Source organism: Pontitalea aquivivens (assembly GCF_046507575.1).
GTDB lineage: Bacteria > Pseudomonadota > Alphaproteobacteria > Rhodobacterales > Rhodobacteraceae > Pontitalea > Pontitalea aquivivens.
In genome coordinates this window covers 28,697-55,244 of record NZ_JBKFEY010000019.1, presented here as the reverse complement: position 1 = coordinate 55,244, position 26,548 = coordinate 28,697, and the positions used below count along the sequence as shown (strand labels likewise).

The following is a 26,548-nucleotide window of genomic DNA, read 5'->3' as shown; positions in this document are numbered from 1 at the left end:
GGTTTTGGGTACCGTAGGTCGGAAGTTCGAATCTTCTCGCCCCGACCAATCCTTCCTTTTCCCTGAAATTCGGATGCCCGCGCGCGTTTGCGCCGGGGTTGGCGCCTGCGGCTGCCGGATATCCACAAGATATTGTGTGTTGTGGATGAAATTCATGCAGATTGTCATCTTCGCGTCGCAAGGCCCAAGCAGACAAGGCAAAAGCCCCCGCCGGGGCGGGGGGCGGTGCGGTGCCCTTCTGTGGATGAATCAAAAGGTTAACGCGACCCCCCGCAGCCCGCCCCGCGTCAACAGAAAAATCGCCCTCGAAAAGGTGAAAACTTTGTTGACCGACGGCACGTCCTACGCCACTTTGTGTCCGTCAGCTGCGGCGCCACCAGATTTAGTGGTAGCAGGCGGGACAAGACCGATCACCCCTGATGGCCGCACCGCTGTAACGGTGGCCTTCCTTCGCGGTTTTCCGCGGGGCCGGATCTGTCTTGGCACCGTCACCGCGGCGTATGGAACAGAACCGTAAGGGACAGGGCACATGAAGATCGAACGCAAGTTCACCAAGGCCGCATCCGGCGCCTACGGCGAGATGGCCTTTACCACCACCGCCTCCGAGATCCGCAATCCCGACGGCAAGATCGTGTTCCGCAACGAGAACGTCGAAGTGCCCGAAGGCTGGAGCCAGGTCGCCTCGGACGTGCTGGCGCAGAAATATTTCCGCAAGGCGGGGGTTCCGGCGGCGCTGAAGCGCGTCAAGGAAAAGGGTGTCCCCGAATTCCTGTGGCGGTCGGTCCCCGATGAGGCCGCGCTTGCCACGCTGCCCGAGGAAGAACGCTTCGTGGGCGAAACCTCGGCCAGGCAGGTCTTTGACCGTCTGGCCGGCGCCTGGGCCTATTGGGGCTGGAAGGGCGGCTATTTCACCACCGAGGCCGATGCCCGCGCCTATTACGACGAAATGCGCTTCATGCTGGCCGAACAGATGGCCGCGCCGAATTCGCCGCAGTGGTTCAACACCGGGCTGCACTGGGCCTATGGCATCGACGGCCCCAGCCAGGGCCATTATTACGTCGATTTCCAGACCGGCAAGCTGACCAAATCGGCCAGCGCCTATGAACACCCCCAGCCGCATGCCTGCTTCATCCAGTCGGTCAAGGACGATCTGGTCGGCGATGGCGGCATCATGGACCTGTGGGTCCGTGAAGCGCGCCTGTTCAAATACGGGTCCGGCACGGGCACCAACTTTTCAAGCCTGCGCGGGGAAGGGGAAAAGCTGTCGGGCGGTGGCAAGTCCAGCGGGCTGATGGGGTTCCTGAAGATCGGTGACCGCGCGGCGGGCGCGATCAAGTCGGGCGGCACCACGCGCCGCGCGGCCAAGATGGTGATCTGTGACATGGATCACCCCGATGTCGAATCCTTCATCAACTGGAAGGTCATCGAGGAACAGAAGGTCGCCAGCCTGGTGGCCGGGTCCAAGATGCATGAGCGTGAGCTGAACAAGATCTTCGACGCGATCCGGGCCTGGGACGGCACCATGGCCGATGCCGCCGATCCGGCGAAGAATGAGGCGCTGAAAGCCGCGATCAGGTCGGCCAAGCGCGTGATGATCCCGGAAACCTATGTCAACCGCGTGCTGCAATACGCCCGCCAGGGTTATTCCAGCATCGAATTCCCGACCTATGACACCGATTGGGACAGCGAAGCCTATGTCTCGGTTTCGGGGCAGAATTCGAACAATTCGGTGCGCGTCACCAATGCCTTCCTGCAGGCGGTCAAGGACGATGCCGACTGGGCGCTGATCCGGCGCACCGATGGCAAGGTCGCCAAGACCGTGAAGGCGCGCGATCTGTGGGATCAGGTCGGCCATGCCGCCTGGGCCTGCGCCGACCCGGGCATCCAGTTCCACGACACGGTGAACGAATGGCACACCTGCCCCGAGGACGGGCAGATCCGCGGTTCGAACCCGTGCTCGGAATACATGTTCCTGGATGATACGGCCTGCAACCTGGCCTCGATGAACCTGCTGACCTTCTACAAGAACGGCAAGTTCGACGCGGAAGGCTATGTCCACGCCACCCGGTTGTGGACCGTGACGCTGGAAATCTCGGTCACGATGGCGCAGTTCCCCAGCCCCGAAATCGCGCAGCGGTCCTATGACTTCCGCACGCTGGGCCTTGGCTACGCCAATATCGGCGGGCTGTTGATGACCATGGGCCTTGGCTATGACAGCGATGAGGGCCGGGCGCTGTGCGGCGCGCTGACCGCGGTGATGACCGGGATCAGCTATGCCACCTCGGCGGAAATGGCCGCCGAACTGGGCGCATTCCCGGGCTATGGGCGCAATTCGGCCCATATGCTGCGGGTGATCCGCAATCACCGCAACGCCGCCTGTGGCCGCGCCGATGGCTATGAGGGGCTTTCGGTGCTGCCGGTGCCGCTGGATCAGGTCAACTGCCCCGATCCCACCCTGGTCGCGCTGGCCAAATCCGCCTGGGATGAGGCGCTGGTGCTGGGCGAAAAGCACGGCTACCGCAACGCGCAGGTGTCGGTGATCGCGCCCACGGGCACGATCGGTCTGGTGATGGATTGCGACACCACCGGGATCGAACCCGATTTCGCGCTGGTCAAGTTCAAGAAGCTGGCGGGCGGGGGCTATTTCAAGATCATCAACCGTTCGGTTCCCGCCGCGCTTGAGGCGCTGGGCTATGGCTCGGCGCAGATCGAGGAGATCATCGCCCATGCGGTGGGTCATGCGTCCTTGGGCAACTGCCCCGGCATCAACCACACCGCGCTGATCGGCCACGGCTTTGGCCCGCGCGAGCTGGAAAAGATCGAAGCCGCGCTGCCCTCGGCCTTCGATATCCGCTTTGTCTTCAACCAGTGGACGCTGGGCGAGGAATTCTGCACCCGGTCGCTGGGCATCCCGGCCGAAAAGCTGAACGATCCCACCTTCGACATGCTGCGCCACCTGGGCTTCACCAAGGCCCAGATCGACGCCGCCAACGACCACGTCTGCGGCACGATGACGCTGGAAGGGGCGCCGTTCCTGAAGCCCGAACATTACCATGTGTTCGATTGTGCCAATGCCTGCGGCAAGAAGGGCAAACGCTATCTGTCGGTGGAAAGCCACATCCACATGATGGCGGCGGCGCAAAGCTTTATCTCGGGGGCGATTTCCAAGACGATCAACATGCCCAATTCGGCCACGATCGGGGAAACCCTGGCGGCCTATGAGCTGTCCTGGAGCCTGGGGATCAAGGCCAACGCGCTGTATCGTGACGGGTCCAAGCTGAGCCAGCCGCTGGCATCGGCCCTGGTCGAGGATGACGAAGAGGCCGAGGAAATCCTTGCCACCGGCAGCCAGCAGGAAAAGGCCGCCGTCCTGGCCGAAAAGATCGTCGAAAAGATCGTGGTCAAGGAAATCGTCCGCAGCCACCGCGAAAAGCTGCCGGAACGCCGCAAGGGCTATACCCAGAAGGCGGTCGTGGGCGGCCACAAGGTCTATCTGCGGACCGGCGAATACCGCGACGGCACCCTGGGCGAGATCTTCATCGACATGCACAAGGAAGGCGCGGGCTTCCGGGCGATGATGAACAACTTTGCCATCGCGGTGTCGGTGGGCCTGCAATATGGCGTGCCGCTGGAGGAATTCGTCGACGCCTTCACCTTCACCAAGTTCGAACCCGCGGGCATGGTGCAGGGCAATGACAGCATCAAGAACGCGACCTCGATCCTGGACTATGTGTTCCGCGAACTGGCCGTGTCCTATCTGGACCGCACCGATCTGGCCCATGTGAAGCCGCAGGGCGCCAGCTTCGACGATCTGGGCGGTGGCGCGGATGAGGGCAAGCGCAACATCGAGCCGGTCAGCGAAAGCGCCGCCTCGAAGTCGCTGGAAGTGCTGCGCCAGATTTCCTCGACCGGCTATCTGCGCAAGCGGCTGCCGCAGGAACTGGTGGTGCTGCAGGGTGGGGTCGGGGCGACCGCGCTGGCCGGTGCGGCCGATCCGGCGGTGGCGCTGGCAACGCTGGTGCCTGAAACCGCCATGGCGGCGGCGGGGGCCACAACGGCGCTGGCCTCGGGGGTGGTGGCGATGGATGCGCGCACCAAGGCCAGGATGCAGGGCTATGAGGGCGAGGCCTGCGGCGAATGCGGCAACTATACGCTGGTGCGCAACGGCACCTGCATGAAGTGCAACACCTGCGGCGCGACCAGCGGCTGCAGCTGACCGAAAGGGCCCCGGGCAGTGATGTCCGGGGCCCTGGCTTGAAAGGGCGGATGATGGATCTGATCGTGGGCGACAAGCGGGTGGTGCCGGGGGCGATGCGCGCCATCCCGGGGGGCGTCGAGGTGGACCTGAGCGGGCCGGCCCTGCTGTCGCTGCTGGATGCGACCTTCGCCGGCCCCGCCTCGGTCGAGCTGTGGGACCGGGGCAGTGCCCCCCGCCCGATGCGCGTGGCCGATATACGCATGCAGGGCGCGCGCACCACCGTCACGCTGCTTGGCGCGGGCGGGCCCGCGCGGATGAACTGAGATCCGGGGCGGGTGCGCTCGCCCCAGACGTCGAGAAGGCCCAGGCGAAACCATAACACCTCGGGCGGTGAACCAACGAGCCTGATCGACGAAACTGGCGGGGCGGCCCTGGGGCGCGCCCCGCCTTCTTGTTCATGGGGCGGGGTGTCAGACCGGATGGTCCTGCATCAGGTGGCGGGCGAACAGCGCGGGCACCTGATCCATCGGGCGATAGCCGGTCTCGCGCGCAAGTTGCGGCAATGGCGGGTGCGGGGCCGGCAGATGTTCGGCCAGTACCCCCACCGCGCGCAGCTGCCCCGCCGACCTGTCGCGCGCCAGCGTGGCATAGCCCGCATGCAGCGTGCCAAAGCCTGCATGGCCCTGGCGCAGATAGGTGAAGCGGTGCAGCCGCTGTCCGCGCGGCATGGTCAGTGTGGCCACCCCATCTTCGGCGCGCATGACAAAGCCCTGCACCGGCACCACGGGCGGTCGGGCCATGTCAAAGGCATAGGGCGTCAGCTGCTGCGGCTCATAGCTTTTGATCAGGGTCACCGGGCCTTCGCGCCAGACCCGGGCCAGCGATACCACCGCCCGGTCGGGCAGGGCAAAGGACCGCCGCCAGATCCGGAACAGCCCGCTGGGAAACATCGTCTCGGGGACACGCAGTTCGGCCGCATCGGGGCGGCTGCGGTCCATCGCGGCGGCCAGATGCTGATGATCCGACGGCGGCGGGATATCGGCGATCGGGTCCAGCAGGATACGCGCATCGACCCCGAAATGGGTGCAGATCCGCTGCAGCACATCAGGCCGGGGAAAGGCGCTGCCGTTCAGATAGCGCAGGAACTGGGTGCGGTTGATGCCAAGATCGCGGCACAGTTGCGCCACCGACCCCGCCCCGGCCATCAGACTTTGCAGGTTACGCCCGAAGATGGCGCGGATGTCCTGTGGCGAACGCGCTTTGGGGGAAATCATCGGGGTTGCATCGCCTCGGGTTTGAAAACTCGGTTGAATACGTCCTCTGATCAAAATGTTTTGCTTTGGAACTGTGTCAAATCTGTCGCTGTTTGGCGACATTCTGTCCGGCGTTTGTGCAAAATCCGTAGTCTTTTGACATCAATTTGACATTTCGAAAACATCGCAAGCGTCCTATTAAAGGCATATGTTTGCGTCGCGGAAGTCGCTTTTCGCGCCAAAAGGCGTGTTCTGGGGTAATGGTAGAATGCAATGTGTTCTCGTTTGGCGTGATCGACCGGGTAAAGCGGTGGTGGTCCGCAGTTCCGCCCTTGGAATATTTGCCCAGACGTGCGGGGGACGACGTGCGCGGGCCTTGCCGGGCCCATTGGTCCTGGCGCGGGCCGAGTTGCAGATTGCCCGTGCGGTGGTGCAGGCCAGCCATGTCGTGCGGGTCGTGCGTCTGGCCGAAGGGGTGATGCTGGCGGACGCCGGGGCCAAGATGGCCGGAATTTCAGAACGGGAAAGCGTAGTCGCCCACGATTGACCAGATTTCCGCATTGACCTGCTGCAATTCGGTCAGGGCCGCGTCGATCTCGGCCAGGGTGGCGCGGTCCAGTGTGCTGGCTGCGCCCATGCGGATGCTTTCGCGCCGGTCGGCGATCCGCATCAATATGGCGCGCGGCGGGCCGCCTTCGGCATCGAAGGCATAGATGCAGTGGTTGAAGCGGTTGCGCAGCGCCGACAGCGATTTCATCCGGGCGCTGACCGACAGGATGCGCGCCTGCGCCGCGGGCGGGATCGGGCAGGGGGCGCGCTTGGCCAGGCGTTCGACCAGATCCAGCCGCGCGCGCGTGGTGTTCAGTGTCAGGAACAGGATGACGGCGGTGTCCTTGTCGGTCCGCGCCAGTCCCGCGATCAGATGGATCAGCAGACTTTCGGTATTGGTCCAGGCATAGTTCAGCTGGCCGATGCGCAGCAGGAAGGCCTCGAACCCCGGCGGGGGCGGGGCGGGGCCCGGGGCCGGATCAGCCATGATGCGCCCGGTGAAAGACCAGCGCGGCCTCGGTCCGGTTGTTGACGCCCAGTTTGGCGATGATCCGGTGGATATGCAGTTTGACCGTATGTTCCGACAGGTTCATCTGCAGCGCGATCGCCTTGTTTGCCTGCCCCAGCGACAGCATCTGCAGCACCTGGGTTTCGCGCGGGGTCAGGCCATAGCGGGTGCAGGGGTCGTCTTCGGGCGCGGGTGGTGCGGTGGCGGGGGTGCCCTGTGCGCCCGCGCGCCCCATCAGATCGGGCGGGATGTAATGTCCCCCCGACAGCGCCATGCGCAGCACCGCCAGCCAGGTTTCCAGATTAAGGTTCATCGGCAACAGGCTGATCGCCAGATCAAAGACCGCCTGACCCTGCGACCGGATCAGGCCCTGCGCGGCGTCGCGGTGGGTATAGGCGATGATCAGGCCCGCATCGCTGAGCGCGGGATGGCGATCGGCGCGTGCCGTGATCAGCGGTCCGGCCTGGGATTCCTCGACGACAAGGGCGCAGAAGGGCTTTTGCGACGGGCTGTCCAGCAGCGCGGCAAGGCTGGGCGCGCGGATCGGCTGCACCGGGCGCAGTTCGCTTTGCACGGTGCGCAGGACGGCATCGGGAAACTGGATGGCCGAACCCACGAAACACAGCGTTGCGCCCTCGGCGGTACAGTTTTCGGAAAGCGGGGAAGAAAAGTCATCCGTAAAAGCGGCGGCATTCATGAGATCGTTACTCCGCTGTCAAGGGGCGTAAGGAATTTTACCCAGGGTAAGCTTTGACAAAGCCGGACGGTAACACATTTTTGCCACAGTTTCATCGCCCAAAGGGTCTATCAGGGGTAGGGAATTCCAGACCCTTGGCCGGATATTAACGAAAAATACACGCCCAGGGTGTATAGCGACCGCTTCTGGATAGCCGATTCGGTGGTGCCGCGTGGCAAACGCCCCGCCAAACGCCCCGCCAAACGCCGGACCCGGGCCACCCGCCCGCACGACCCCGCCGATCAGGCTAGACCCTCCGGCGGATCGGGAATTCCTGGTCCGGCCCCGAAAACCCTGCCTTGTGGCACAGTTGGCCGTCTGACCCCGGGTTTAGCCCGAACAGGTGATTGTTTCGCAGCCCCGCCTGCCGAAAGATCGGATCCGTTGGCGGTACGTTCCGCCCGCATGTGAAACCCGACATGGACAGGCAATGCCCCGACGCCCCGGCGCCGGCCAGTGGTTTTGCACGCCCATGACGGCCCAACAGGCGCATCGGCGCCGAACCGGACCGGGCACGATACCGTTTGTCAGATGAATGGCGGTCGCTGCGGTCCCCCGACAGGAGTGAGGATCGATGAAACGCAACAACTATTTCTGGGGTGACTGGGACAATCAGCACCAGAGCCAGGATCAGGACCAGGATCAGGACCAGGATCAGCATCAAGGCCAGCACGCGATGCAGGGCCAGGGTCAGATACAGGGCCAGTACAGCGTCAGCGACAATGCCAACGATAATGACAATGGCAATGAAAACGGCAACGCGAATGGCAATGGCAACGCGAATGGCAATGCCAACATGAACGGCAATGCCAACGCCAATGCCAGCGGCAACATGAACGGCAACGCCAACACCAATGCCAATGGCAACACCAATGCCAATGCCAATGGCAACATGAACGGCAATGCCAACAGCAACACCAACCAGAATGCCAACAGCTCGCAGACCGATGTCGGCGTCACCTCGGACACGGATGTCGATGTGGATGTCGATGTGGACATCGATCTGGGTCTGGACGGGATGATGCCTTCGGATGATGACTTTGCCGATCTTGATCTGAGCCATTCGTCCACCGGCGACATTTTCATGTCAAACGGCGGCATGAGCTTTGAGAACGGTCATGATGTCGCGCTGAACGACATTCTGAACGGCGCGCTGACCGGCGCGGGCAATGACGTGGGGCTGGTGAATGCCCAGGGCAACGTTCTGGCCGACAATGACGACCTTAGCGGGGCCAGCGTTGCCAACAACGGGCCCTTCACCTTCAACGGCACCGCTGCGGGCGGGCAGGCCAAGGCGGCCGATGGCATCGATGCCACGGGCGGCGAAGGCGGCCATGGCGGCGATGCCCGGTCCGAGGGCGATGACGGCGGCGCGGCATTCGCGGGCGGTGGCATCGCGATCGGCACCGGCGCGCGGTCGGGCGATGGCGGTGAGGCCGATGCGAACGGCGGCGATGGCGGCGACGGCGATGCGAACGGCGGCGATGGCGGCGAAAGCGATGCCGATGGTGGCAACGGCGGGGCCAGCGGGGCCACGGGCGGCGCCGGTGGTGGCGCGGGGGCCGATGGTGGCGATGGCGGCCTTGGACTGGGCGTCGGGCTTGGCCTGGGTCTGGGCGCCGGGATCGGCGTGTCGGGTGATGCCACGGGTGGCACGACCGATGGCGGCGATGGCGATGGCGGCGATGCCACGGGCGGTGACGGCTCGGGCGGCGGCGCGGTCGGCCTTGGGCTTGGTCTGCTGGGGCTGGGTCTGGCCGATGGTGGCGCCGGGATCGGCGGCGATGCCGGCGCGGGCAATGGCCCGGGCGGCGATGCCGGCGATGCGGGCGGCGCAGGCTCCTGGGCGGGCGGCACCGGCGGCGGCAGCGGCAGCGGTGGCGGCTCGGCCGCGGGCGGCACCGGCGGGCTTGGCTCGGCTGCGGGCGGCACGGGTGGCCTTGGCTCGTCCGAGGGAGGCTTGGGTGGCCTTGGCTCGTCAATGGGGGGGCTGGGTGGTCTTGGCTCGGCCGCGGGCGGTGACGGCGGCGGCGCGATGGCCTGGGCCGGCGGGTCCGGGTCCGCGACCGGCGGCTATGGCGAGGCCGGCGGCGGCATGGCGCAGGGCGGCCTGGGCGGTGACGGCGGCTATGCCTATGGCGGTGCCGGTGGCAACGCGGGCGGCCTTGGGTCCTGGGGGTCGGGCAATGGCGATGACGGCTTCGTCACCGGCGAATCCTATGCCAGCGCCGCGGCCCAGCTTAGTGCCACGGCCTTCAACCAGTCGATCGTGATGGGTGCCAACGTGCTTGGCAATTCCGTCGATACCACGGTCGTCGGCGGCTCGCTCAGCTCAAGCTATGTGGGCGATGACGAGCTGTGATGTGACACTGCCGGCGGGTAGCCCCCGGTTGGCCGGTCGACCCCACGACCGCTGATCCGGGACCGGCCGCCGCCGGAAGACCCCGCGTCGTTTCCCCCAAGACGGCGCGGGGTTTCAGACCTTCTGGCCCTGTATCCCGCAGGGCCGCCAGGACCGGATGCGGACCGGCCCCCCGGGGCCGATGCGCCAGGAAAGGAGGGGAACCATGTTTGATCTGCAGTCCGAAGCGATTGCCCATTTCATCGGTCATTTTCAGCTTCTTGTCGAACGGGCCATGTTGCGGCTGGAGCATGACCGCCTGGTCCATGCGGCCAGGCAGATCGACGACCCGCCGCCATTGCCGCATGTGACGGTCAAGGTCGAAAGCCTGCTTGCCCCCGCCGATCTGTCCTTTGTGGCCCCCCGCCTGCCCGATGCGGGTCTGCCTGCCGGGGCGACGGTGCCCGGCGCAGGCTGGGCCGCGCCGGTTGCGGGGGCGGCGGGCCCGGTTCCGGCCCAGCCCGGCTTGCCCGCCCCGCCCGCGGCACTGTCCGCGGTGGCGTTGCCCGCCGCATCGGGCCAGATCACCTGGACGATCCCCCCCGCCGATCAGGTCGCGGTCATCACGCTGCAATATAACCTTGCGCAGGATCAGGACATCTGGCTGGACGGTATCTTTGCCACCGCCGCAAGCCCGTTGGGCGCGCCGATCCCCTTTGCCGCGCTGGCCGCCGATCTTGAGGCGCTGGTGGCGCTGGCGGGCCAGCTGATGCCGGTGGCCCCGCCGGGCGCAAGCCTGACCGGCGCGGCGGCGATGGCGCAGCTGCGCGACGATCTGGCCACGACCGATCCGGCGTGGGCGCCGGCTGTGGCGCAGATCACCCTGTTGCGCCGGGGCGATCCGTTGCCCGATGAGGATGGTGCGACCCTGCCCTTCGCCGGGGGCATCGTGGTCAATGGCGTGCAGGCCAGCGCCGTGCCCGACCATCTGCAGATGGTGCTGGACGCCCGCACCCCCGCGCCCGAGGATGGCCCGAATGATGAGGTGACGTTGCAGACCGATCCCGCGCCGCTGGCCCAGCAGGTCACGACCGGGGGCAACCTGCTGATCAATGAAACCGCGCTGGGCCACGATTGGCTGGACGCGCCGGTGATCGCCGTGGCGGGCAGCGTGACGTCGCTTGCCGTGATCGCGCAGGTCAATCTTCTGTCGGATCGCGACCGGGTTGAAGGCCCGGTGGATCTGGCCGCTGCGGGTGGTGCCGGTGCGGGTGGTGCCGCTGCGGCCTCGGCGGCGTTCAACATCGCCAGCCTGACCAGCCAGTCCCGGCTTGCCGCCGCCCAGGCCCTGGCCAATGCCCGCACCGATGCCGCGCGCGATGCCGCCGGCGATGGCCCGGCCGATCCGGTCCTGCCCGCGCATTGGGCCGTGACGCGGATCGAGGGCGATGTGCTGATCGAGAACTGGGTGCTGAAGATCAACCTGTTGTCCGATGACGACGTCGCCCGCTTTGAGACCGGGCATCACGGGCTGCAGGTGGGGATGGGCGAAAATACCCTGCTGAATCTTGACAGCCTGCTGGCGCTGGGTGCGCATTACGACCTGATCATGATCGGCGGGCAGATGATCGACCTGACCCTGATCCAGCAGGTCAATGTGCTTCTGGACAATGACCATGTGCTGCTGATGGGCGGTGCGGGGCCGCAGGGGCCGGGCGGGGTGTCCAGCCATGGCAACACGCTGTGGAACGAGGCCGCGCTGAACCGGATCGGGGTCGATTACCACACCGATCTGGACGCAGGCTTTGCCCGCGTGCTGCAGGCGCTGGCCGACGGCGGGGACGATCTGTCCGCGATCGCCGGCGATCCGCTGTTCCAGGGCTTCGAGGCGCTGCGCGTTCTTTATATTGAGGGCGATCTGATCCGGCTGGATGCGATCACCCAGGTCAACATCTTGGGCGACAGCGACCAGATCGCGGTGCTGGCCGATCACTACGCCGGTGAAGGGCTGCTGCCGCTGGACCTTGCGGCGGGGGACAATGTGCTGATCAACGCCGCCGCGCTGACGCAGGCGGGGGTGGACAGCACCGTCATGGCCGGGGGCGGGGTCTATTCGGATGCGGTGATCTGGCAGGCGGGCTTGCTGGATACCGATGCCACGCCGCTGGAGGGTGGCTTGGGCGCGCTGGCCACCGAGGCGGTGGCCTTTCTGGCCGAGGGGATGATCGACCCGATCCTGCCGCCCGAGGCCGATCTGGCGATCGCGCCCGATCCGGGATCGGCCGGGCCGGGGCATGACGTGATGCACAGCGTACTGACATGACGGAAAGGACAGCGATGCAGGCCATCAAAGCCGCGACCGACACCGCCCCGCCCTTGTTCCGCACCGGGAGAAAACCCGTGACTGACCCGCTGATCCTGCCCGCCGAAGCCCGCGTCCCGCGCCCGGACGATCCCCCCGCCGCCCCGGCGGCAGGCGCGGGCGACGCCGCCGGGGCAGGGGCCGGGCGGGCGCGCGGCAACGGCGCTGACAAGCCCGCCACGGGCCAGCAGGCAGGCGGCATCAGAGCAGCAGGCGTCACAGGGGCAGGCGGCGGCACAGGGGCCGGGGGCGCCGGGGCCGGGGCCGGGGGCGGCAGTGGGCAGGCCAGCTTCCACCGCCGGCTTGGCCCGGTCGATTACACCCGCACCCTGGGCGACACGCGGCGGCGCATCCGGGCCAACATGCTGTTCGTCGGGCTGATGACCTGCGCCACCAACGTCCTGATCCTGTCGATCCCGATCTATCTGTTCCAGATCTCGGACCGGGTGCTGACCTCGCGGTCGACCGATACGCTGGTGATGCTGACGCTGGTGATCACCGGGGCGATCGTGGTGCAGGCGGTGCTGGATGCGGTGCGCCGCTTCGTGCTGATGCGCACCGCGACCGATGTGGCCGCGCGGCTGGGCGCGCCGATCCTGTCGGCGGCGGCGCAGGCCGCGCTGCATTCCAACGGGCGCGAATACCAGACGCTGGGCGATCTGAACCAGCTGCGGTCGTTTCTGGTGTCGGGCACGCTTTTGTCGTTTCTGGACGTGCCCTTCGCGCCGCTGTTCATTCTGGCGATCTTTCTGATCCATCCGCATCTGGGCATGATCGTGGTGACCACGGCGGCGGCGCTGGCGGTCTTTGCCTATATCAACCAGCGGCTGACCTCGGACGGGTTCCGCCGCGCGACGGCGCATCAAAGTCGCGCGAACCTGCATCTGGACTCGATGGCGCGCAACAGCCAGATCATCAACGCCATGGCCATGATCCCCGAGGCGGTGACGATCTGGGGGCGCGATACGGCGGCCTCGCTGAAGGCCCAGGTCGAGGCGCAGGACCGCAACATCCTGACCGCCTCGGCCTCGCGCATGGTGCGGCTTCTGACGCAGGTGGCGATGCTGGGCTGGGGGGGCGTGGCTGGCGCTGGACGGGCAGATCACCGGGGGGATGGTGATTGCCGCCTCGATCATCGCGGGGCGGGCGCTTGCGCCGATCGAAGGATCGATCGAGGGCTGGAACAGTTTCCTGCTGTCGCGCGCGGCCTATGACCGGGTGGCGGGGCTGCTGCAATCCAGCGCGCAGAAATTCGACAAGCTGCGCCTGCCCCACCCCGAGGGGCGGCTGGATGTGGAACGGCTGCTGTATGTGCCTGCGGGCACGCGCACGGTGGTGCTGAATGCGCTGTCGTTTTCGCTGGCGCCGGGGGACGCGCTGGCCGTCATCGGCAATTCGGGCGCGGGCAAGACCACGCTGGGCAAGATGCTGGTGGGCTCGATCCTGCCCACCTCGGGGGCGGTACGGCTGGACCTGATGGATCTGCGCAACTGGGACCCGCGCCAGCTGGGCGAGATCGTGGGCTACCTGCCGCAGGACGTGCAGCTGTTCCCCGGCACGATCAAGGCCAATATCGCGCGGATGCGCGAGGATGCCAGCGACGCGGCGATCCACCGCGCGGCCATGCTGGCGGATGTGCATGACATGATCGCGGGGCTGCCGCATGGCTATGAAACGGTGGTTTCGGCGGATGGATCGCCCCTGTCGGGCGGCCAGAAACAGCGCATCGGTCTGGCGCGTGCCTTCTTTGGCGATCCGAAGTTCGTGGTGCTGGATGAACCCAATTCCAACCTGGATACGGCGGGCGATCAGGCGCTGGTGCGGGCGCTGGGGCATGCGCGCGCGCATGGCATCACCACGGTGGTGATCACGCAAAAACCGTCCATCCTGAGCGCGGTGGACAAGATCATGTTGCTGGCGGACGGCAATATCGCGCTGTTCGGCTGGCGCGATCAGGTGCTGAAGGAACTGGAAAAGCGCCAGCGCGCCCGCCCGCCCGTGCAAGCCCCACCCCCGCAGGCCCCCCCGCAGGCCAATCCCGCCCTGAACGGCAACGCCCCGATGAAGGGAACCCCGGCATGACCCAGGCGCATTCGCCCACCCCCGTCACATCATTCCCCGTCATATCCCCTGCCGATGCCCATGCCGCGCCCTGGTATGATGAGGTGCCCCGATCGATCCGCACTCAGGTGATCTTCGGGCTTCTGGTCCTGGCCATGGCTTTCGGCGGCTTTGGCGTCTGGGCCTTTACCGCGCCGCTGGCGGCGGCGATCATGGCGCCGGGGTCTTTCGTGGCCACGGGGCGCAACAAGATGGTGCAGCATCTGGAAGGCGGCATCATCAAGGACATCACGGTGTCCGAGGGCGATTTCGTCACCGAAGGCGCGGCCCTTTTGCGGCTGGATGAAACCGCGGCGCTGGCCAATGAACGCGCGCTGTTCCTGCGCCGCGCGCGTCTGGACGCGATGGAGGCGCGGCTGCAGGCCGAGTATGACCAGGCCGACCGGCTGGTCTTTCCCGACTGGCTGGCCCGGGCCCGCGCCGACCCCGAGATCGCCGCCATGCTGGACAGCCAGCGCCTGTCGTTCGAGATCGCGCGCACCCGGCTGACCAATGAACTGGCGCTGCTGACACGCAACATTTCCGCGCTGGAAAGCCGGTCCCAGGGCTATGGCGCGCAGCTGACCGCGACCGAGGCGCAGCTGGACATCCTGCGTGAGGATCATGCCAGCAAGGCGCAGCTGCTGGAACAGGGGCTGATCCGGCGCACCGAGATGAATGCGTTGCGCCGCGCGCTGGCCGAAACCGAAGGCCAGGCCGGTCGGCTGCGCGCCGAAGTCACCGAAAGCGCCGAGATGCAGGCCCGCTATCGCGCGCAGATGGATCAGGCGATTTCCACCTATCGCCAGGCGGCGCTGGATGAACTGCAGCAGGTGCAGGCCGAACTGGACACCGTGCGCGAACAGGAACGCAAGGCAAGCTCGGTGCTCAAGCGCGTGGTGATTGAGGCGCCGGTCACCGGCACGGTGGTGCGGCTGAACTATTCGGGTGCGGGCGGCGTGATCGAGGCGGGCAAGGTCATCGCCGAAATCCTGCCCGCCGAGGCGCCGCTGATCATCGAAACCGTGATCGCGCGCAATGACATCGACAGCGTGAAGGTGGGGCAGGTGGCCTCGGTCCGGCTGATCGCGCTGAACCAGCGCACGACGCCGGTGTTGCAGGGGCGGGTATTTTACGTCTCGGCCGATGCGATCGCCGACCGCACCGAGGGCGTCCAGCGCGAGGTTTATCTGGCGCGGGTCGAACTGCCGTCATCCGAACTGCGCCGGGTGCCGGGCTTTGCGCCGCTGCCGGGGATGCCGGTCGAGGTGATGATCCAGACCGCCGAACGCAGCTTTGCACAATATCTGGTCAAGCCCATCACCGATTCGATGCAGCGGGCCTTCCGCGAACAATGAACGGCAAAAGGGCCGGGACACCCCGGCCCGGCCCGTTCCGCTTGCCTGCCGCGCCCCCGGTCAGACCCCGCGCGCCAGCGCCGCAACGCCGGTGCGCGCCACATCCACCAGACCCAGCGGGCGCATCAGATCGGCGAAGGCGTCGATCTTTTCCGGCGTGCCGGTGATTTCGAAGACAAAGCTTTCCAGCGTCGAATCGACCACATTGGCGCGGAAGATATCGGCCAGGCGCAGCGCCTCGACGCGCTTTTCACCGGTGCCCGCGACCTTGAACAGGCCCAGTTCACGTTCGACCGAGGGGCCCTCGACCGTCAGGTCATGCACTTCATGCACGGGCACGATCCGGCCCAGCTGTGCCTTGATCTGGTCGATCACCGACATCGTGCCGCGCGTGACGATGGTGATGCGCGAACGGTGGCCCTTGTGGTCGACCTCGGCCACGGTCAGGCTGTCGATGTTGTAGCCGCGACCGGAAAACAGGCCGATCACGCGGGCCAGAACGCCCGATTCATTGTCGACGATCACCGCCAGCGTGTGGCTGGTTTCAACCTGGCTGTGGCTGTCGCGCAGGTCATAGGCGGAATGGCTGGTCGAGCCTTTCTTGATGTTCAGAGCGGCCATCGCCTCTCTCCTTATGCAAAAGTCATTGAGGGACCGGGGACCGCAGCCCCCGGTCGCCTGTCACACAAGCACCGCGCCGCCCGCCTGGATCGCGCCCTCGGTCGAGGCGTCGCCCAGCAGCATTTCATTGTGCGGCTTGCCCGAGGGGATCATCGGGAAGCAGTTTTCGTGCTTTTCCACCAGACAGTCGAACAGCACCGGGCCGTCATATTCCAGCATCTCGATGATCGCGTCGTCCAGTTTCGCCGGATCGTCACAGCGGATGCCCTTCCAGCCAAAGCTTTCGGCCAGTTTCACGAAATCGGGCAGGCTTTCCGACCAGGAATGGCTGTAGCGTTCACCGTGCAGCAGTTGTTGCCACTGACGCACCATGCCCAGCCGTTCGTTGTTCAGGATGAACTGCTTGACCGGGGCGCGGAACTGGGTCGCGGTGCCCATTTCCTGCATGTTCATCAGCCAGCTGGCCTCGCCCGCGACGTTGATGACCAGCGCGTCGGGATGCGCGATCTGCACCCCGATCGAGGCCGGGAAGCCATAGCCCATCGTGCCCAGCCCGCCCGACGTCATCCAGCGGTTGGGGGCGTCAAAGCCCAGGAACTGCGCGGCCCACATCTGATGCTGGCCGACCTCGGTGGTGACATAGCGATCGCGGTCCCTGGTCAGCGCCTCAAGGCGTTCCAGCGCATATTGCGGCTTGATGGTCCTGGTCGAGGGTTTGTAGGTCAGGCATTTCTTCGCCTTCCATTCCTCGATCTTCTTCCACCATTTTTCCAGGCCGGCCTTGTTGACCTTGCGCCCGCGCGCCTTCCAGACCTTCAGCACGTCTTCCAGCACATGGCCCACATCGCCCAGGATCGGCAGATCGACCGGGATCACCTTGTTGATCGAGGACACGTCGATATCGACATGGACCTTTTTCGATTTCGGGCTGAAATCGGTGATCCGCCCGGTGATGCGGTCGTCGAACCGCGCGCCGAGGTTGATCATCAGGTCGCAGCCATGCATCGCCAGGTTCGCCTCATACAGGCCGTGCATCCCCAGCATCCCCAGCCAGGATTTGCCGCTGGCCGGATAGGCGCCCAGGCCCATCAGCGTCGAGGTGATCGGAAAGCCCGTCGCATCGACCAGTTCGCGCAGAAGCTGGCTGGCCGCGGGGCCGGAATTGATCACGCCGCCGCCGGTGTAGAAGATCGGGCGTTCGGCGGTCTCGATCATCTCGACCAGGCGGGTGATCGCCTCGATGTCGCCCTTCTTCCTGGGCTGATAGTGATCGACCCGTGCCTGTTTCGGCCCGGTATAGCTGCCGGTGGCGAATTGCACATCTTTGGGGATGTCGATCAGCACCGGCCCGGGCCGCCCCGAGGTGGCGACATGGAAAGCCTGGTGGATGGTTTCCGCCAGCCTGTTGGTATCCTTCACCAGCCAGTTGTGCTTCGTGCAGGGGCGGGTGATACCGACGGTATCGGCCTCCTGGAAGCCATCGGTGCCGATCATGAAGGTCGGAACCTGCCCCGAGAACACCACCAGCGGGATCGAATCCATAAGCGCATCGACCAGACCCGTCACCGCATTGGTCGCACCCGGCCCCGATGTCACCAGAACGCAGCCCGGCTTGCCGGTGGAACGGGCATAGCCTTCGGCCATGTGCACGGCGGCCTGTTCGTGGCGTACCAGAATGTGGCGGATCTCGTTTTGCTGAAAGATCTCGTCATAGATCGGAAGCACCGCGCCCCCGGGATAGCCGAAGATCGTATCGACGCCCTGATCTCTCAGGGCTTGCACCACCATTTTCGCGCCGGTCATCTGCCGTGACATCATCATACTCCATCAGCCCGTTTCGCAATAAAAAGCCCCCGTTTCGGGCGGGGGCGCATGGGAACCATCATGGTCTGCCGTCACCGGCCCATGCGCCAAGCCCCACCGACTACAAGGATCGCATCCATTGCGACTGTCCTTTCCGTTGCGTTGGCCGGACATTATTTGCCCAGGAAGGGGGCGTCAACGGCAAAACCACGAATAAAATGACGCAGAAGTGAATTTTTCTTTTCATTTGTTGCGGCGGGGTGTCGGGCCGGGAAATAATCGCAAAAATCGGATATGTCCCCCGGATTGCCCCGGCGGGCGGTGCGGCGCCTTGCCCCGGGTTTCCCAAAAAGCCACGCGTTTCCAAGTTCTTCGGGCTTTGCAGCCGGCGGGTGATGTGCTTAACTCGCGCCACTTTGCGCCAGAACGGCCGCACAAGAACAAATCTGGAGGAAATCATGGATCGTCGCTCATTCCTGCGGGCATCCGCCCTTGGCGGAACCGCTGCCGCCGCATCCGCCCTGGCAGCGCCCGCCATCGCGCAGGGCCGCATCACCTGGCGCATGGTCACCACCTGGCCGAAGAACTTTCCGGGCCTTGGCGTGGGCGCCCAGCGACTGGGCGACCGCATCACCGCCGCATCCGACGGGCAGCTGACGGTGCAGGTCTTTGCCGCGGGTGAAATGGTGCCGCCGCTGCAGGCGCTGGATGCGGTCATCGACGGTTCCGCCGAGATGAGCCACGGCGCCGCCTATTACTGGCAGAACAAGTCCACCGCGCTGTCGTTCTTTACCGGCGTGCCCTTTGGCATGACCTCGCGCGAGCTGACGTCCTGGGTGCGCTACATGGGCGGGCAGGAAATCTGGGATGAGATCTATGACCAGTTCGGCCTGCAGGGCTTCCTGTCGGGCGATACCGGCACCCAGGCGGGCGGCTGGTTCGCCAATGAACTGAAGGGCCTTGAGGACATTCAGGGCATGCGCTTCCGCACGCCGGGTCTGGGCGGGCAGGTCTGGGGCAGGATCGGCGCCTCGGTGACCAACATGGCCGCGGGCGAGATTTTCCAGGCGCTGCAGAACAATACGCTGGATGCCGCAGAATTCGTCGGCCCCTACAATGACCTGGCACTTGGTTTCCACCAGGTGCGCAAGCACTATTACACATCGTCCTTCATCGAGCCGGGCCTGGCGACCGAACTGGTTGTGGACAAGGCCAAGTATCAGGCGCTGCCCGCCAACCTGCAGGCGATCGTGCGCGATGTCTGCCAGGCGGAATACGATCAGGTTGCGTCCGACATGTATGCCAACGATCCGCGCGCGCTGGCCACGCTGGTCAACGATCACGGCGTGATCACCCATGCCGCCTTCCCCGCCGATATTCTTGAGGCAGCGGCCAAGGCCTCGGTCGAGGTGCTGACCGAACTGCGCGAAAGCGGCGATGACCTGACCAAGAAGACCTTCGAAAGCTTCCTGTCGGCGCTGAACACGATGCGCACCCGCACCGAGGGCACCGACATGTCCTTCCTGGAAGCGCGCGCCAGGCACTTCCAGCTGAGCTGATCGCCGGCCGGCCCGGGCACGCCCGGGCCGATCCGCCCGAAACGGCAAAGGCCCGAAACGACAAAGGCCCGGCGCGATGCCGGGCCTTTTTCATGGGGTTTTCGATTTCCCGCGGGGGTCAGCGCAGCGCCGCGGGCAGCCAGGTCACCACCTCGGGGAACAGGAACAGCGCCGCCATCGCCGCGATCTGCAGGACCACGAAGGGCACCGCCCCGCGATAGATCTGGCCCGTGCTGACCGTGCCCGGCGCCACGCCGCGCAGGTAGAACAGCGCGAATCCGAAGGGGGGTGTCAGGAATGAGGTCTGCAGGTTCATCCCCACCATGACGCCCAGCCAGATCGGGTCCATCCCCATGTCCAGCAGGATCGGCGCGGTGATCGGAATGATGATGAAGATGATCTCGAACGTGTCCAGGATAAAGCCCAGCACGAACATGATCGCCATCACCACGATCATCGCCCCGGTCATGCCGCCGGGCAGATCGGACAGGAATTCATGCACCAGATTGTCCCCGCCCATCTGGCGGAACACGATCGAAAAGACCGAAGCGCCGAACAGGATGACAAAGACCATCGAGGTGATCGTGGCGGTGGCGGTGACCACCTCGCGCAGCACGCCGAAGGACAGCCGCCAGCGCAGCGCCGCCAGCAGCGTGGCGCCCACCGCGCCCACCGATGCGGCCTCGGTCGGGGTGGCGATGCCGCCCAGGATCGAGCCCAGCACCGCGATGATCAGCGCCAGCGGCGGGGCCAGTGCCACCACCACCTCACGCGCCAGGGCGCGCCGTTCGCCGGCCGGAACCGGCGTCGCCGGGCAAGAGGCGGGGTCCGTCACGGCCTTGAAGATCACGAAGCCGATATAGACAGCCACCAGCATCAGCCCCGGCAGGAAGGCGCCCGCGAACAGATCGCCCACCGACACCGGCGAGGGGGCGAAATTGCCCTTGGCCATCTGCACCTGCGCATTGATGCCCGCCAGCATGTCGCCCATGAAGATCAGCACGGTCGAAGGCGGGATGATCTGCCCCAGCGTCCCCGAGGCGCAGATCACCCCCGAGGCCAGCCTGGGGTCATAGCCCGCCCGCATCATCGCCGGCAGCGAAATCAGCCCCATCGTCACCACGGTCGCGCCCACCACCCCGGTCGATGCCGCCAGCAGCGCCCCCACCAGAATGACCGAAATGCCAAGCCCGCCGCGCATCCGCCCGAACAGCTTGCCCATCGTCAGCAGCAGCTGTTCGGCAATGCGCGATCGTTCCAGCATCACCCCCATGAAGATGAACAGCGGCACCGCCACCAGCACCTCATTGGTCATGAAACCGATGTAGCGATTGGCCAGCGCGCCGAAATTCGACAGGTCGAACACCCCCAGCCCATAGCCCAGGGTGGCAAAGATCAGCGACGTGCCCGCCAGCGTGAAGGCCACCGGAAAGCCCAGCATCAGCATGCCGATCACGCCAAAGAACATCAGCCCGGCGAGAACCTCGCCCAGAAGTACGGGGTCCAAGGGATCACTCCTTTGCGCTATAGCGATAGGTGGCGGGGACCAGATCGTCGCGCCCGGCCAGAACCAGGATCGACCGGGCCAGCATGGCGATGCCCTGAAGGCCGACCAGGACCGCGAAGGCGATGATGAAGGTTTTCAGAACGTAAAGCCCCGGCATCCCGCCGACATTGGCGGAATTTTCCATGAACCGCCACGACCGCTGCACGAAGGGCAGGGAATAGACCAGCACCACCCAGATGAAAGGCAGCAGGAAGAAGACCGTGCCGATCAGATCGGCCAGCGCGCGGGTGCGCACCCGCGCGGGCCGGTAGAAGATGTCGACGCGCACATGCTCGTCGCGCAGCAGCGCAAAGCCTGCGACGGCGGTGAACATCGCCCCGTTCAGCCAGACATACAGATCCTGCATCCACAGCCGCGTGGTCGAGAACAGATAGCGTTCCACCACCACCCAGAAACAGACCGCCACGATCCCCAGCGCCAGCCAGGAAAACACCTTGCCGACGACTGCGTTCAAACCGTTGATGAACCGCAACAGCAGTCCAAGCAAAGCCATGATGGGCCCCCCTCATATTGTCCTGCGGTGATCCCGGGCGGCCCTGTGCGGTGTGGGCCGGGCCACGCGCCTTGGTCAGATCGCCGGATGCAGGGTTGTATGCCCGTGCCTTGCCCCGCAGGTCAACCTGTTTTGGGGCCGGTGTGACCTGTCTTTTCAGTTCGATAGGGTGCATGTTCATCCCGCATCGCCGCCCGGCCCTGGCCGAGGCGCGGCGGGGCCTAGCGGTCGCGCATGTCCGGCAGGCTGATGCGGGCGACCTGTTCGGCGATCGGATCGACCGACAGCGGATGGGTTTCACCCGAATGATCCGCAGGATCGCCGATCGGCTGCCATGCGCCGCCCTTGAAGATTTCCAGCGCCGCGAAATTCGCCTTGTAGCCCATCTTGCGGCTGCCCGGCACCCAGTAGCCCAGATAGACGTAAGGCAGCCCCGCGCGGCGGGCGATGTCCACATGGTCGAGGATCAGATAGATCCCCAGCGAGGCCTCGACCCGTGCGGGGTCGTAAAAGCTGTAGACCATGCTGACCCCGTCATCGAGCACATCGGTCAGGCAGACCGCAACCAGGGGCCGCGCCCCGCGGGTGCCTTCGGCGCGCGGCCCCGCGCTGTCGCGGTATTCGATGACGCGCGACTTGACCGGGGTTTCCTCGATCATCGCGGCGAATTCAAAAATGTCCATGTCGGCCATGCCGCCATCGGCGTGGCGATGGTCAAGATAGCGGCGGAACAGGTCGAACTGTTCCTCGGTGGCCCAGGGACTGGTGGCGGTGCGGCGCAGGGTGTCATTGCGCCTTTGCACCCGGCGTTGCGTGCGGCCGGGGGTGAAATCCGCTACCCGGATGCGCGCCGACAGGCAGGCCGTGCAATCCGCACAGGATGGCCGGTAGAGCACGTTCTGCGACCGCCGGAAGCCCTGCCGTGACAGCGCATTGTTCAGCCGGTCCGCGCCCTCGCCCTGCAGCGCGGTGAACAGCTTGCGTTCGGACCGCCCGTCCAGATAGGGACAGGGCTGCGGCGCGGTCACATAGAACTGCGGGGCAAGCGGAAGGGAATGGCGCATCTGGTCGGATCGGGTTCAGGGTTCCGGCGGAGGCTAGCAACAAGTCGTGCCTGCGCCAAGCCTTTCCTGAGGTGGGGCGCGGCCCTTTGCGGGACGAGGTCCGGCGCGGTCACGTTCGCGCGATCACGCGACCGCGCGGCCCGTGGCAGGCGGGGAAGCCTCCGGCGGGGATATTTGGGCAAAGCCGAAGGGGCGGACGGGGTTCCCAAGGCCCGCCCGAAGCCTGCCCGAAGCCCGCCCGAAGCCCGCCCGAAGCCCGTTGACGCGGCGCCCGCGCGGGATAGTGTGCAGCCATGAGCTTTGCATCCCGCCTGACCCGCTGCCCCATTCCCCATGAACCTGACCGCGGCGCCGATTGTGCCGCGCTGTTTGGCGATCTTGCGCCGGAACTGCGCGCGCTGGTGGCCGGGACGGCGGGCTGCAGCCCCTATCTGGCGGGCCTGTTGCGCCGCGACCGTGACTGGATCACGGCTGCCCTGTCGGGCGCACCCGAGGCGGCGCTGGCGGCGGCCTTTGCGGGGCTTGACGCGCTGGGCGCGCCCGATGTGGCGCCCGATGCGCTGGGGGCGGCGTTGCGGGTGGCCAAGCGGCGCGTGGCGCTTTTGGCCGGGCTGGCCGATCTGGGCGGGGTCTGGCCGCTGGAACAGGTGACCGGCGCGCTGACGCGGCTGGCCGATGTCGCGGTCGACCTGGCGTTGCGCCGGTTGGTGGGCGAGGAAATCCGCCGTGGCAAGCTGCCGGGTGCCACCCCCGAGGATGCCGCCCGCGCGGGCGGGATGGTCGCGCTGGCGATGGGCAAGATGGGCGCGGGCGAGCTGAACTATTCCTCGGACATCGACCTGATCTGCCTGTTCGACGAAACCCGCTTTGACCCCGCCGACCAGATGGAGGCCCGCGCCGCCTTTATCCGCGCGACCCGCAAGATGGCGGCGATGCTGTCGGATCTGACCGCCGAGGGCTATGTCTTTCGCACCGATCTGCGGCTGCGGCCCGATGCCAGTGTCACGCCGGTCTGCATCTCGATGGGGGCGGCGGAACTGTATTATGAGGCCGAGGGCCGCACCTGGGAACGCGCCGCCTATATCAAGGCGCGCGCCTGCGCCGGCGACATTGCGGCGGGCGAGCGGTTCCTGCAGACGCTGACGCCTTTTGTCTGGCGCCGTCATCTGGATTTCGCCGCGATCCAGGATGCCCATGACATGCGCCTGCGCATCCGCGATCACAAGGGCCTGCACGGGCCGATCACGCTGCCCGGTCACAACATGAAGCTGGGCGTGGGCGGCATCCGGGAAATCGAGTTCTTTACCCAGACCCGCCAGCTGATCGCCGGCGGGCGCGACCCGTCCTTGCGCGACCGCACCACGCTGGGCGGGCTGGCGGCGCTGGCCGCCAAGGGCTGGGTCGGGGCCGGGGAGGCGGCGGAACTGGCCGGTCACTATCGTTTTCACCGCGAGGTGGAACATCGCGTGCAGATGGTGAACGATGCCCAGACCCATCTGCTGCCCGCCACGCCCGAGGGGCTGGACCGGATCGCGCGGATGATGGGGGTAGGCGATACCGGTGCCTGGGCGGGCGCGCTGATCGCGCGGCTGGAACGGGTCGAGACGCTGACCGGCGCCTTCTTTGCCCCGGGCGAGGTCGCCGATATCCCCGTGCTGTCGCCCGCCGCGCGCGCCATCGTGGACGGCTGGCGCGCCTATCCCGCGCTGCGATCGGCCCGCGCGCAGGGCATCTTCCGCCGTGTCGAGCCCGAGATCCTGCGCCGGATGCAGCGCGCCTCGAACCCCGAAGAGGCGCTGCGCCAGTTCGACGGTTTCCTGGCGGGGCTGCCTGCGGGGGTGCAGCTGTTTTCGCTGTTCGAGGCCAATCCCCAGCTGATCGACCTGATCGTCGACATCTGCGCCACGGCCCCGGGGCTTGCGGCCTATCTGTCGCGCAATGCCGGGGTGCTGGATGCCGTTCTGGGGGGGGCGTTCTTTGCCCCCTGGCCGGGCGCGCCGGGGTTGGCCGACAGCCTGGGCGATGCCCTGTCAGCGGCGATGGATTATGAGAAAAAGCTTGATACAGCAAGGCGTTGGGCGAAAGAGTGGAAGTTCCGCATCGGCGTGCACCACCTGCGCGGGCTGACCGATGCGGCCGAGGCCGCCCGGCAATATGCCGATCTGGCCGGTGCGGTGGTGGGCACGCTCTGGCCCGCCGTGCAGGCCGAATTCGCCGCCCGCCACGGGCCACCGCCGGGGCGCGGGGCGGTGGTGGTGGGGATGGGTTCGCTGGGGGCGGAGCGGTTGAACGCGGCCTCGGATCTCGATCTGATCGTGATCTACGACCCGCAGGGGGCCGAAGCCTCGGACGGGCCGAAACCGCTGGCCACGCGGCCCTATTACGCGCGCCTGACGCAGGCGCTGATCACTGCGCTGACCGCGCAGATGCCCGAGGGGCGGCTGTATGAGGTCGACATGCGGCTGCGCCCCTCGGGGCGACAGGGGCCGGTGGCGACGGCGCTGCAATCCTTTCGCAGCTATCAGATGGATGAGGCCTGGACCTGGGAACATCTGGCGCTGACGCGGGCGCGGGTGGTGGCCGGGCCGCCCGATCTGGCCGCCGATGTCGAGGCCGCCCGCCTGGAGGTGTTGCGCGCCAAGGGCGCGGGCGCGCAGGTGATGGCCGATCTGGCGGAAATGCGCGCGCGGATCTTTGCCGCCAGGGCCCCCGATGGCGACTGGGAGGCCAAGATCGGCCCGGGCCGGTTGCAGGATATCGAGCTGCTGGCGCAAAGCTTTGCACTGCGCAGCGGCGAACCCGCCCGCCGGGTCGAGGCGCAGTTGCGCATCGGCCCCCGTGCGGGGCTGGTCAGCAAGGCCGATGGCGAGGTGCTGGCCGTGGCCTACCGGCTGCTGTGGCGGTTGCAGGCGGGGGGGCGGTTGTTGACCGGCCGCCCGCTGGACATGGCGGCGATCGGCGAGGGCGGGCGCGCCTTCTTGCTGCGTGAAACCGGCGAAAGCGGGCTTGGGGCGCTTCTGGACCGGCTGACCCGGACGACCGCCCAGGTGGCGGATATCGTGGACCGGGCGCTGGCCCCGGGGCCCGGCCAGTCCGGGGGGTAGGGCAGCACATGGCGAGGCAGGTGATGGATCCGGGCATGGCAGACCCCAAGGGGCTTATCCGCGAAAGCTATCGGATCGAGGGGATCGGCCTGGCCGAATGCCGGTCGATCTTTCTGGACTGGGCGCTCAGCCTGGCGCCGGGCGTGGATGCGGCCGAGGCGATGCGCGCCGTTCTGGTCCGCCACGGCGCGGGGCACATGCGCCATCCGATGACCGCGGTCCTGACCGAAGGGCTGACGCGCGCGCAGGCAAAGCCGACCCGGCGCGGCGGGCGCGCGGCGCGCCGGGGCTAGCCGCGCAGCGCCGCCGCCTCGCGCGCCAGCGCCGTGATGCCCGCCCAATCGCCCGCAGCGGTCAGCCGATCAGGCGCGACCCAGCTGCCGCCGACACAAAGAACGTTCGGCAAGTCCAGGTAATCCCGCGCATTTTGCAGGCTGATGCCGCCGGTCGGACAGAACCCCACCTGCGGGATCGGCGCGCCGATCGCCGCCACCGCCGCCGCCCCGCCCGCCACCGCGGCCGGAAAGAACTTCAGCGCCGTGTAGCCGCGTTCCAGCAGCGCCATCACCTCGGTCGCGGTGGCCGCGCCGGGCAAAAGCGGCAGCCCCTCATCCTCGCAGGCGCGCAGCAGACGTTCGGTCGCGCCGGGCGACACCCCGAAGGTCGCGCCCGCTGCCTTGGCTGCCTTCACATCCGCCGGCGTCAGCAAGGTGCCCGCGCCGACCACCGCGCCTTCAACCCCGGTCATGGCGCGGATCGCCTCCAGCGCGGCGGGGGTGCGCAACGTGACCTCCAGCGCGGGCAGCCCGCCCGCGACCAGCGCGCGCGCCATCGGTACGGCCTGCGTGGCATCGCGGATCACGATCACCGGGACGACGGGGGCCAGCGCGCAGATCCGGCGCGTGGCAAGGGATTGATCGGCGGGGGTCACG

Annotated in this window: 21 protein-coding genes; 11 read left to right on the top strand and 10 right to left on the bottom strand. The window is 66.6% G+C overall.

From position 1 onward, the window contains the following. Nucleotides 1–529 precede the first annotated feature (529 nt). Together ACK8OU_RS15720 and ACK8OU_RS15715 are read left to right on the top strand one after the other, a co-directional pair. Nucleotides 530–4,216, top strand: coding sequence for a vitamin B12-dependent ribonucleotide reductase (locus ACK8OU_RS15720; protein ID WP_410304362.1), 3,687 nt, complete (start codon nucleotides 530–532; stop codon nucleotides 4,214–4,216). 50 nt (nucleotides 4,217–4,266) lie between these two features. Further along, a complete protein-coding gene (locus ACK8OU_RS15715) occupies nucleotides 4,267–4,521 on the top strand; it encodes a hypothetical protein (RefSeq protein ID WP_410304361.1) in 255 nt (84 codons plus the stop codon). A 147-nt stretch (nucleotides 4,522–4,668) separates the two neighbouring features. On the opposite strand, the gene ACK8OU_RS15710 is transcribed toward ACK8OU_RS15715, so the two are convergent. Beyond that, nucleotides 4,669–5,472, bottom strand: a complete 804-nt coding sequence (locus ACK8OU_RS15710) for a helix-turn-helix domain-containing protein (protein ID WP_410304360.1) — start codon at nucleotides 5,470–5,472, stop codon at nucleotides 4,669–4,671. Nucleotides 5,473–5,827: 355 nt separating this feature from the next. Between ACK8OU_RS15710 and ACK8OU_RS15705 the strand changes: the two genes are divergently transcribed. Continuing rightward, on the top strand, nucleotides 5,828–5,998 hold the full coding sequence (locus ACK8OU_RS15705) for a hypothetical protein (protein WP_410304359.1): 171 nt from the start codon (nucleotides 5,828–5,830) through the stop codon (nucleotides 5,996–5,998). Here ACK8OU_RS15705 and ACK8OU_RS15700 read toward each other — a convergent pair. Next, nucleotides 5,966–6,487, bottom strand: coding sequence for a hypothetical protein (locus ACK8OU_RS15700; RefSeq protein WP_410304358.1), 522 nt, complete (start codon nucleotides 6,485–6,487; stop codon nucleotides 5,966–5,968). The two genes, ACK8OU_RS15705 and ACK8OU_RS15700, sit on opposite strands and share 33 nt — an antisense overlap. Next, the gene (locus ACK8OU_RS15695) at nucleotides 6,480–7,205 is read right to left on the bottom strand and encodes a helix-turn-helix transcriptional regulator (protein WP_410304357.1); all 726 of its coding nucleotides are present in this window, start codon (nucleotides 7,203–7,205) and stop codon (nucleotides 6,480–6,482) included. Before ACK8OU_RS15695 ends, ACK8OU_RS15700 begins: the two co-directional genes overlap by 8 nt. A 613-nt stretch (nucleotides 7,206–7,818) precedes the next feature. Here ACK8OU_RS15695 and ACK8OU_RS15690 point away from each other — a divergent pair. The 5 genes from ACK8OU_RS15690 to ACK8OU_RS15670 all read left to right on the top strand — a co-directional run bounded on the left by ACK8OU_RS15690 (nucleotide 7,819) and on the right by ACK8OU_RS15670 (nucleotide 15,405). Continuing rightward, complete coding sequence (locus tag ACK8OU_RS15690; RefSeq protein ID WP_410304356.1) at nucleotides 7,819–9,606, top strand: hypothetical protein; 1,788 nt, start codon at nucleotides 7,819–7,821, stop codon at nucleotides 9,604–9,606. 205 nt (nucleotides 9,607–9,811) lie between these two features. Beyond that, entirely contained in the window at nucleotides 9,812–11,908 is a 2,097-nt protein-coding gene (locus tag ACK8OU_RS15685; RefSeq protein WP_410304355.1) for a hypothetical protein, read from the top strand. A 14-nt stretch (nucleotides 11,909–11,922) separates the two neighbouring features. After that, nucleotides 11,923–13,161, top strand: coding sequence for an ABC transporter transmembrane domain-containing protein (locus ACK8OU_RS15680; protein ID WP_410304354.1), 1,239 nt, complete (start codon nucleotides 11,923–11,925; stop codon nucleotides 13,159–13,161). Further along, nucleotides 13,061–14,029, top strand: a complete 969-nt coding sequence (locus tag ACK8OU_RS15675) for a type I secretion system permease/ATPase (RefSeq protein ID WP_410304353.1) — start codon at nucleotides 13,061–13,063, stop codon at nucleotides 14,027–14,029. The genes ACK8OU_RS15680 and ACK8OU_RS15675 overlap by 101 nt, the downstream gene beginning before the upstream one ends. Next, nucleotides 14,026–15,405, top strand: a complete 1,380-nt coding sequence (locus ACK8OU_RS15670; RefSeq protein ID WP_410304352.1) for an HlyD family type I secretion periplasmic adaptor subunit — start codon at nucleotides 14,026–14,028, stop codon at nucleotides 15,403–15,405. Before ACK8OU_RS15675 ends, ACK8OU_RS15670 begins: the two co-directional genes overlap by 4 nt. Nucleotides 15,406–15,465: 60 nt before the next feature. Here the strand turns inward: ACK8OU_RS15670 and ilvN are convergent, their stop codons facing one another. The 3 genes from ilvN to ACK8OU_RS15655 all read right to left on the bottom strand — a co-directional run bounded on the left by ilvN (nucleotide 15,466) and on the right by ACK8OU_RS15655 (nucleotide 18,289). Then, complete coding sequence (ilvN, locus tag ACK8OU_RS15665; protein WP_410304351.1) at nucleotides 15,466–16,026, bottom strand: acetolactate synthase small subunit; 561 nt, start codon at nucleotides 16,024–16,026, stop codon at nucleotides 15,466–15,468. A gap of 60 nt (nucleotides 16,027–16,086) precedes the next feature. Further along, a complete protein-coding gene (locus ACK8OU_RS15660) occupies nucleotides 16,087–17,841 on the bottom strand; it encodes an acetolactate synthase 3 large subunit (RefSeq protein WP_410304350.1) in 1,755 nt (584 codons plus the stop codon). Between the two features lie 109 nt (nucleotides 17,842–17,950). Continuing rightward, complete coding sequence (locus ACK8OU_RS15655; protein WP_410304349.1) at nucleotides 17,951–18,289, bottom strand: hypothetical protein; 339 nt, start codon at nucleotides 18,287–18,289, stop codon at nucleotides 17,951–17,953. Here ACK8OU_RS15655 and ACK8OU_RS15650 point away from each other — a divergent pair. Next, on the top strand, nucleotides 18,288–19,388 hold the full coding sequence (locus tag ACK8OU_RS15650; protein WP_410304348.1) for a TRAP transporter substrate-binding protein: 1,101 nt from the start codon (nucleotides 18,288–18,290) through the stop codon (nucleotides 19,386–19,388). The genes ACK8OU_RS15655 and ACK8OU_RS15650 overlap by 2 nt on opposite strands. A gap of 118 nt (nucleotides 19,389–19,506) precedes the next feature. On the opposite strand, the gene ACK8OU_RS15645 is transcribed toward ACK8OU_RS15650, so the two are convergent. The 3 genes from ACK8OU_RS15645 to ACK8OU_RS15635 form a co-directional block, all read right to left on the bottom strand. Beyond that, the gene (locus tag ACK8OU_RS15645; RefSeq protein ID WP_410304347.1) at nucleotides 19,507–20,895 is read right to left on the bottom strand and encodes a TRAP transporter large permease; all 1,389 of its coding nucleotides are present in this window, start codon (nucleotides 20,893–20,895) and stop codon (nucleotides 19,507–19,509) included. A 4-nt stretch (nucleotides 20,896–20,899) separates the two neighbouring features. Beyond that, a complete protein-coding gene (locus tag ACK8OU_RS15640) occupies nucleotides 20,900–21,448 on the bottom strand; it encodes a TRAP transporter small permease subunit (RefSeq protein WP_410304346.1) in 549 nt (182 codons plus the stop codon). 221 nt (nucleotides 21,449–21,669) lie between these two features. After that, a complete protein-coding gene (locus tag ACK8OU_RS15635) occupies nucleotides 21,670–22,512 on the bottom strand; it encodes an arginyltransferase (RefSeq protein WP_410304345.1) in 843 nt (280 codons plus the stop codon). A 293-nt stretch (nucleotides 22,513–22,805) separates the two neighbouring features. On the opposite strand from ACK8OU_RS15635, the gene ACK8OU_RS15630 reads away from it, so the two are divergent. Both ACK8OU_RS15630 and ACK8OU_RS15625 read left to right on the top strand, forming a co-directional pair. Next, entirely contained in the window at nucleotides 22,806–25,616 is a 2,811-nt protein-coding gene (locus ACK8OU_RS15630; protein ID WP_410304344.1) for a [protein-PII] uridylyltransferase family protein, read from the top strand. Between the two features lie 35 nt (nucleotides 25,617–25,651). Beyond that, nucleotides 25,652–25,909, top strand: coding sequence for a hypothetical protein (locus tag ACK8OU_RS15625; RefSeq protein WP_410304343.1), 258 nt, complete (start codon nucleotides 25,652–25,654; stop codon nucleotides 25,907–25,909). On the opposite strand, the gene eda is transcribed toward ACK8OU_RS15625, so the two are convergent. Beyond that, nucleotides 25,906–26,547, bottom strand: coding sequence for a bifunctional 4-hydroxy-2-oxoglutarate aldolase/2-dehydro-3-deoxy-phosphogluconate aldolase (eda, locus tag ACK8OU_RS15620; RefSeq protein ID WP_410304342.1), 642 nt, complete (start codon nucleotides 26,545–26,547; stop codon nucleotides 25,906–25,908). The genes ACK8OU_RS15625 and eda overlap by 4 nt on opposite strands. Between the last annotated feature and the right edge of the window lies 1 nt (nucleotide 26,548).

Excerpts from the sequence above, each read along its gene's own strand:
- ACK8OU_RS15715 (WP_410304361.1), top strand. The coding sequence starts at position 4,267 with ATGATGGATCTGATCGTGGGCGACAAGCGGGTGGTGCCGGGGGCGATG.
- ACK8OU_RS15700 (WP_410304358.1), bottom strand. The coding sequence starts at position 6,487 with ATGGCTGATCCGGCCCCGGGCCCCGCCCCGCCCCCGCCGGGGTTCGAG.
- ACK8OU_RS15695 (WP_410304357.1), bottom strand. The coding sequence starts at position 7,205 with ATGAATGCCGCCGCTTTTACGGATGACTTTTCTTCCCCGCTTTCCGAA.
- ACK8OU_RS15660 (WP_410304350.1), bottom strand. The coding sequence starts at position 17,841 with ATGTCACGGCAGATGACCGGCGCGAAAATGGTGGTGCAAGCCCTGAGA.
- ACK8OU_RS15625 (WP_410304343.1), top strand. The coding sequence starts at position 25,652 with ATGGCAGACCCCAAGGGGCTTATCCGCGAAAGCTATCGGATCGAGGGG.
- ACK8OU_RS15635 (WP_410304345.1), bottom strand. The coding sequence starts at position 22,512 with ATGCGCCATTCCCTTCCGCTTGCCCCGCAGTTCTATGTGACCGCGCCG.
- ACK8OU_RS15640 (WP_410304346.1), bottom strand. The coding sequence starts at position 21,448 with ATGGCTTTGCTTGGACTGCTGTTGCGGTTCATCAACGGTTTGAACGCA.
- ilvN (WP_410304351.1), bottom strand. The coding sequence starts at position 16,026 with ATGGCCGCTCTGAACATCAAGAAAGGCTCGACCAGCCATTCCGCCTAT.
- ACK8OU_RS15720 (WP_410304362.1), top strand. The coding sequence starts at position 530 with ATGAAGATCGAACGCAAGTTCACCAAGGCCGCATCCGGCGCCTACGGC.
- ACK8OU_RS15675 (WP_410304353.1), top strand. The coding sequence starts at position 13,061 with ATGGTGATTGCCGCCTCGATCATCGCGGGGCGGGCGCTTGCGCCGATC.
- ACK8OU_RS15690 (WP_410304356.1), top strand. The coding sequence starts at position 7,819 with ATGAAACGCAACAACTATTTCTGGGGTGACTGGGACAATCAGCACCAG.
- ACK8OU_RS15655 (WP_410304349.1), bottom strand. The coding sequence starts at position 18,289 with ATGATTTCCTCCAGATTTGTTCTTGTGCGGCCGTTCTGGCGCAAAGTG.
- ACK8OU_RS15630 (WP_410304344.1), top strand. The coding sequence starts at position 22,806 with ATGAGCTTTGCATCCCGCCTGACCCGCTGCCCCATTCCCCATGAACCT.
- ACK8OU_RS15680 (WP_410304354.1), top strand. The coding sequence starts at position 11,923 with ATGCAGGCCATCAAAGCCGCGACCGACACCGCCCCGCCCTTGTTCCGC.
- ACK8OU_RS15670 (WP_410304352.1), top strand. The coding sequence starts at position 14,026 with ATGACCCAGGCGCATTCGCCCACCCCCGTCACATCATTCCCCGTCATA.
- ACK8OU_RS15650 (WP_410304348.1), top strand. The coding sequence starts at position 18,288 with ATGGATCGTCGCTCATTCCTGCGGGCATCCGCCCTTGGCGGAACCGCT.
- ACK8OU_RS15710 (WP_410304360.1), bottom strand. The coding sequence starts at position 5,472 with ATGATTTCCCCCAAAGCGCGTTCGCCACAGGACATCCGCGCCATCTTC.
- ACK8OU_RS15685 (WP_410304355.1), top strand. The coding sequence starts at position 9,812 with ATGTTTGATCTGCAGTCCGAAGCGATTGCCCATTTCATCGGTCATTTT.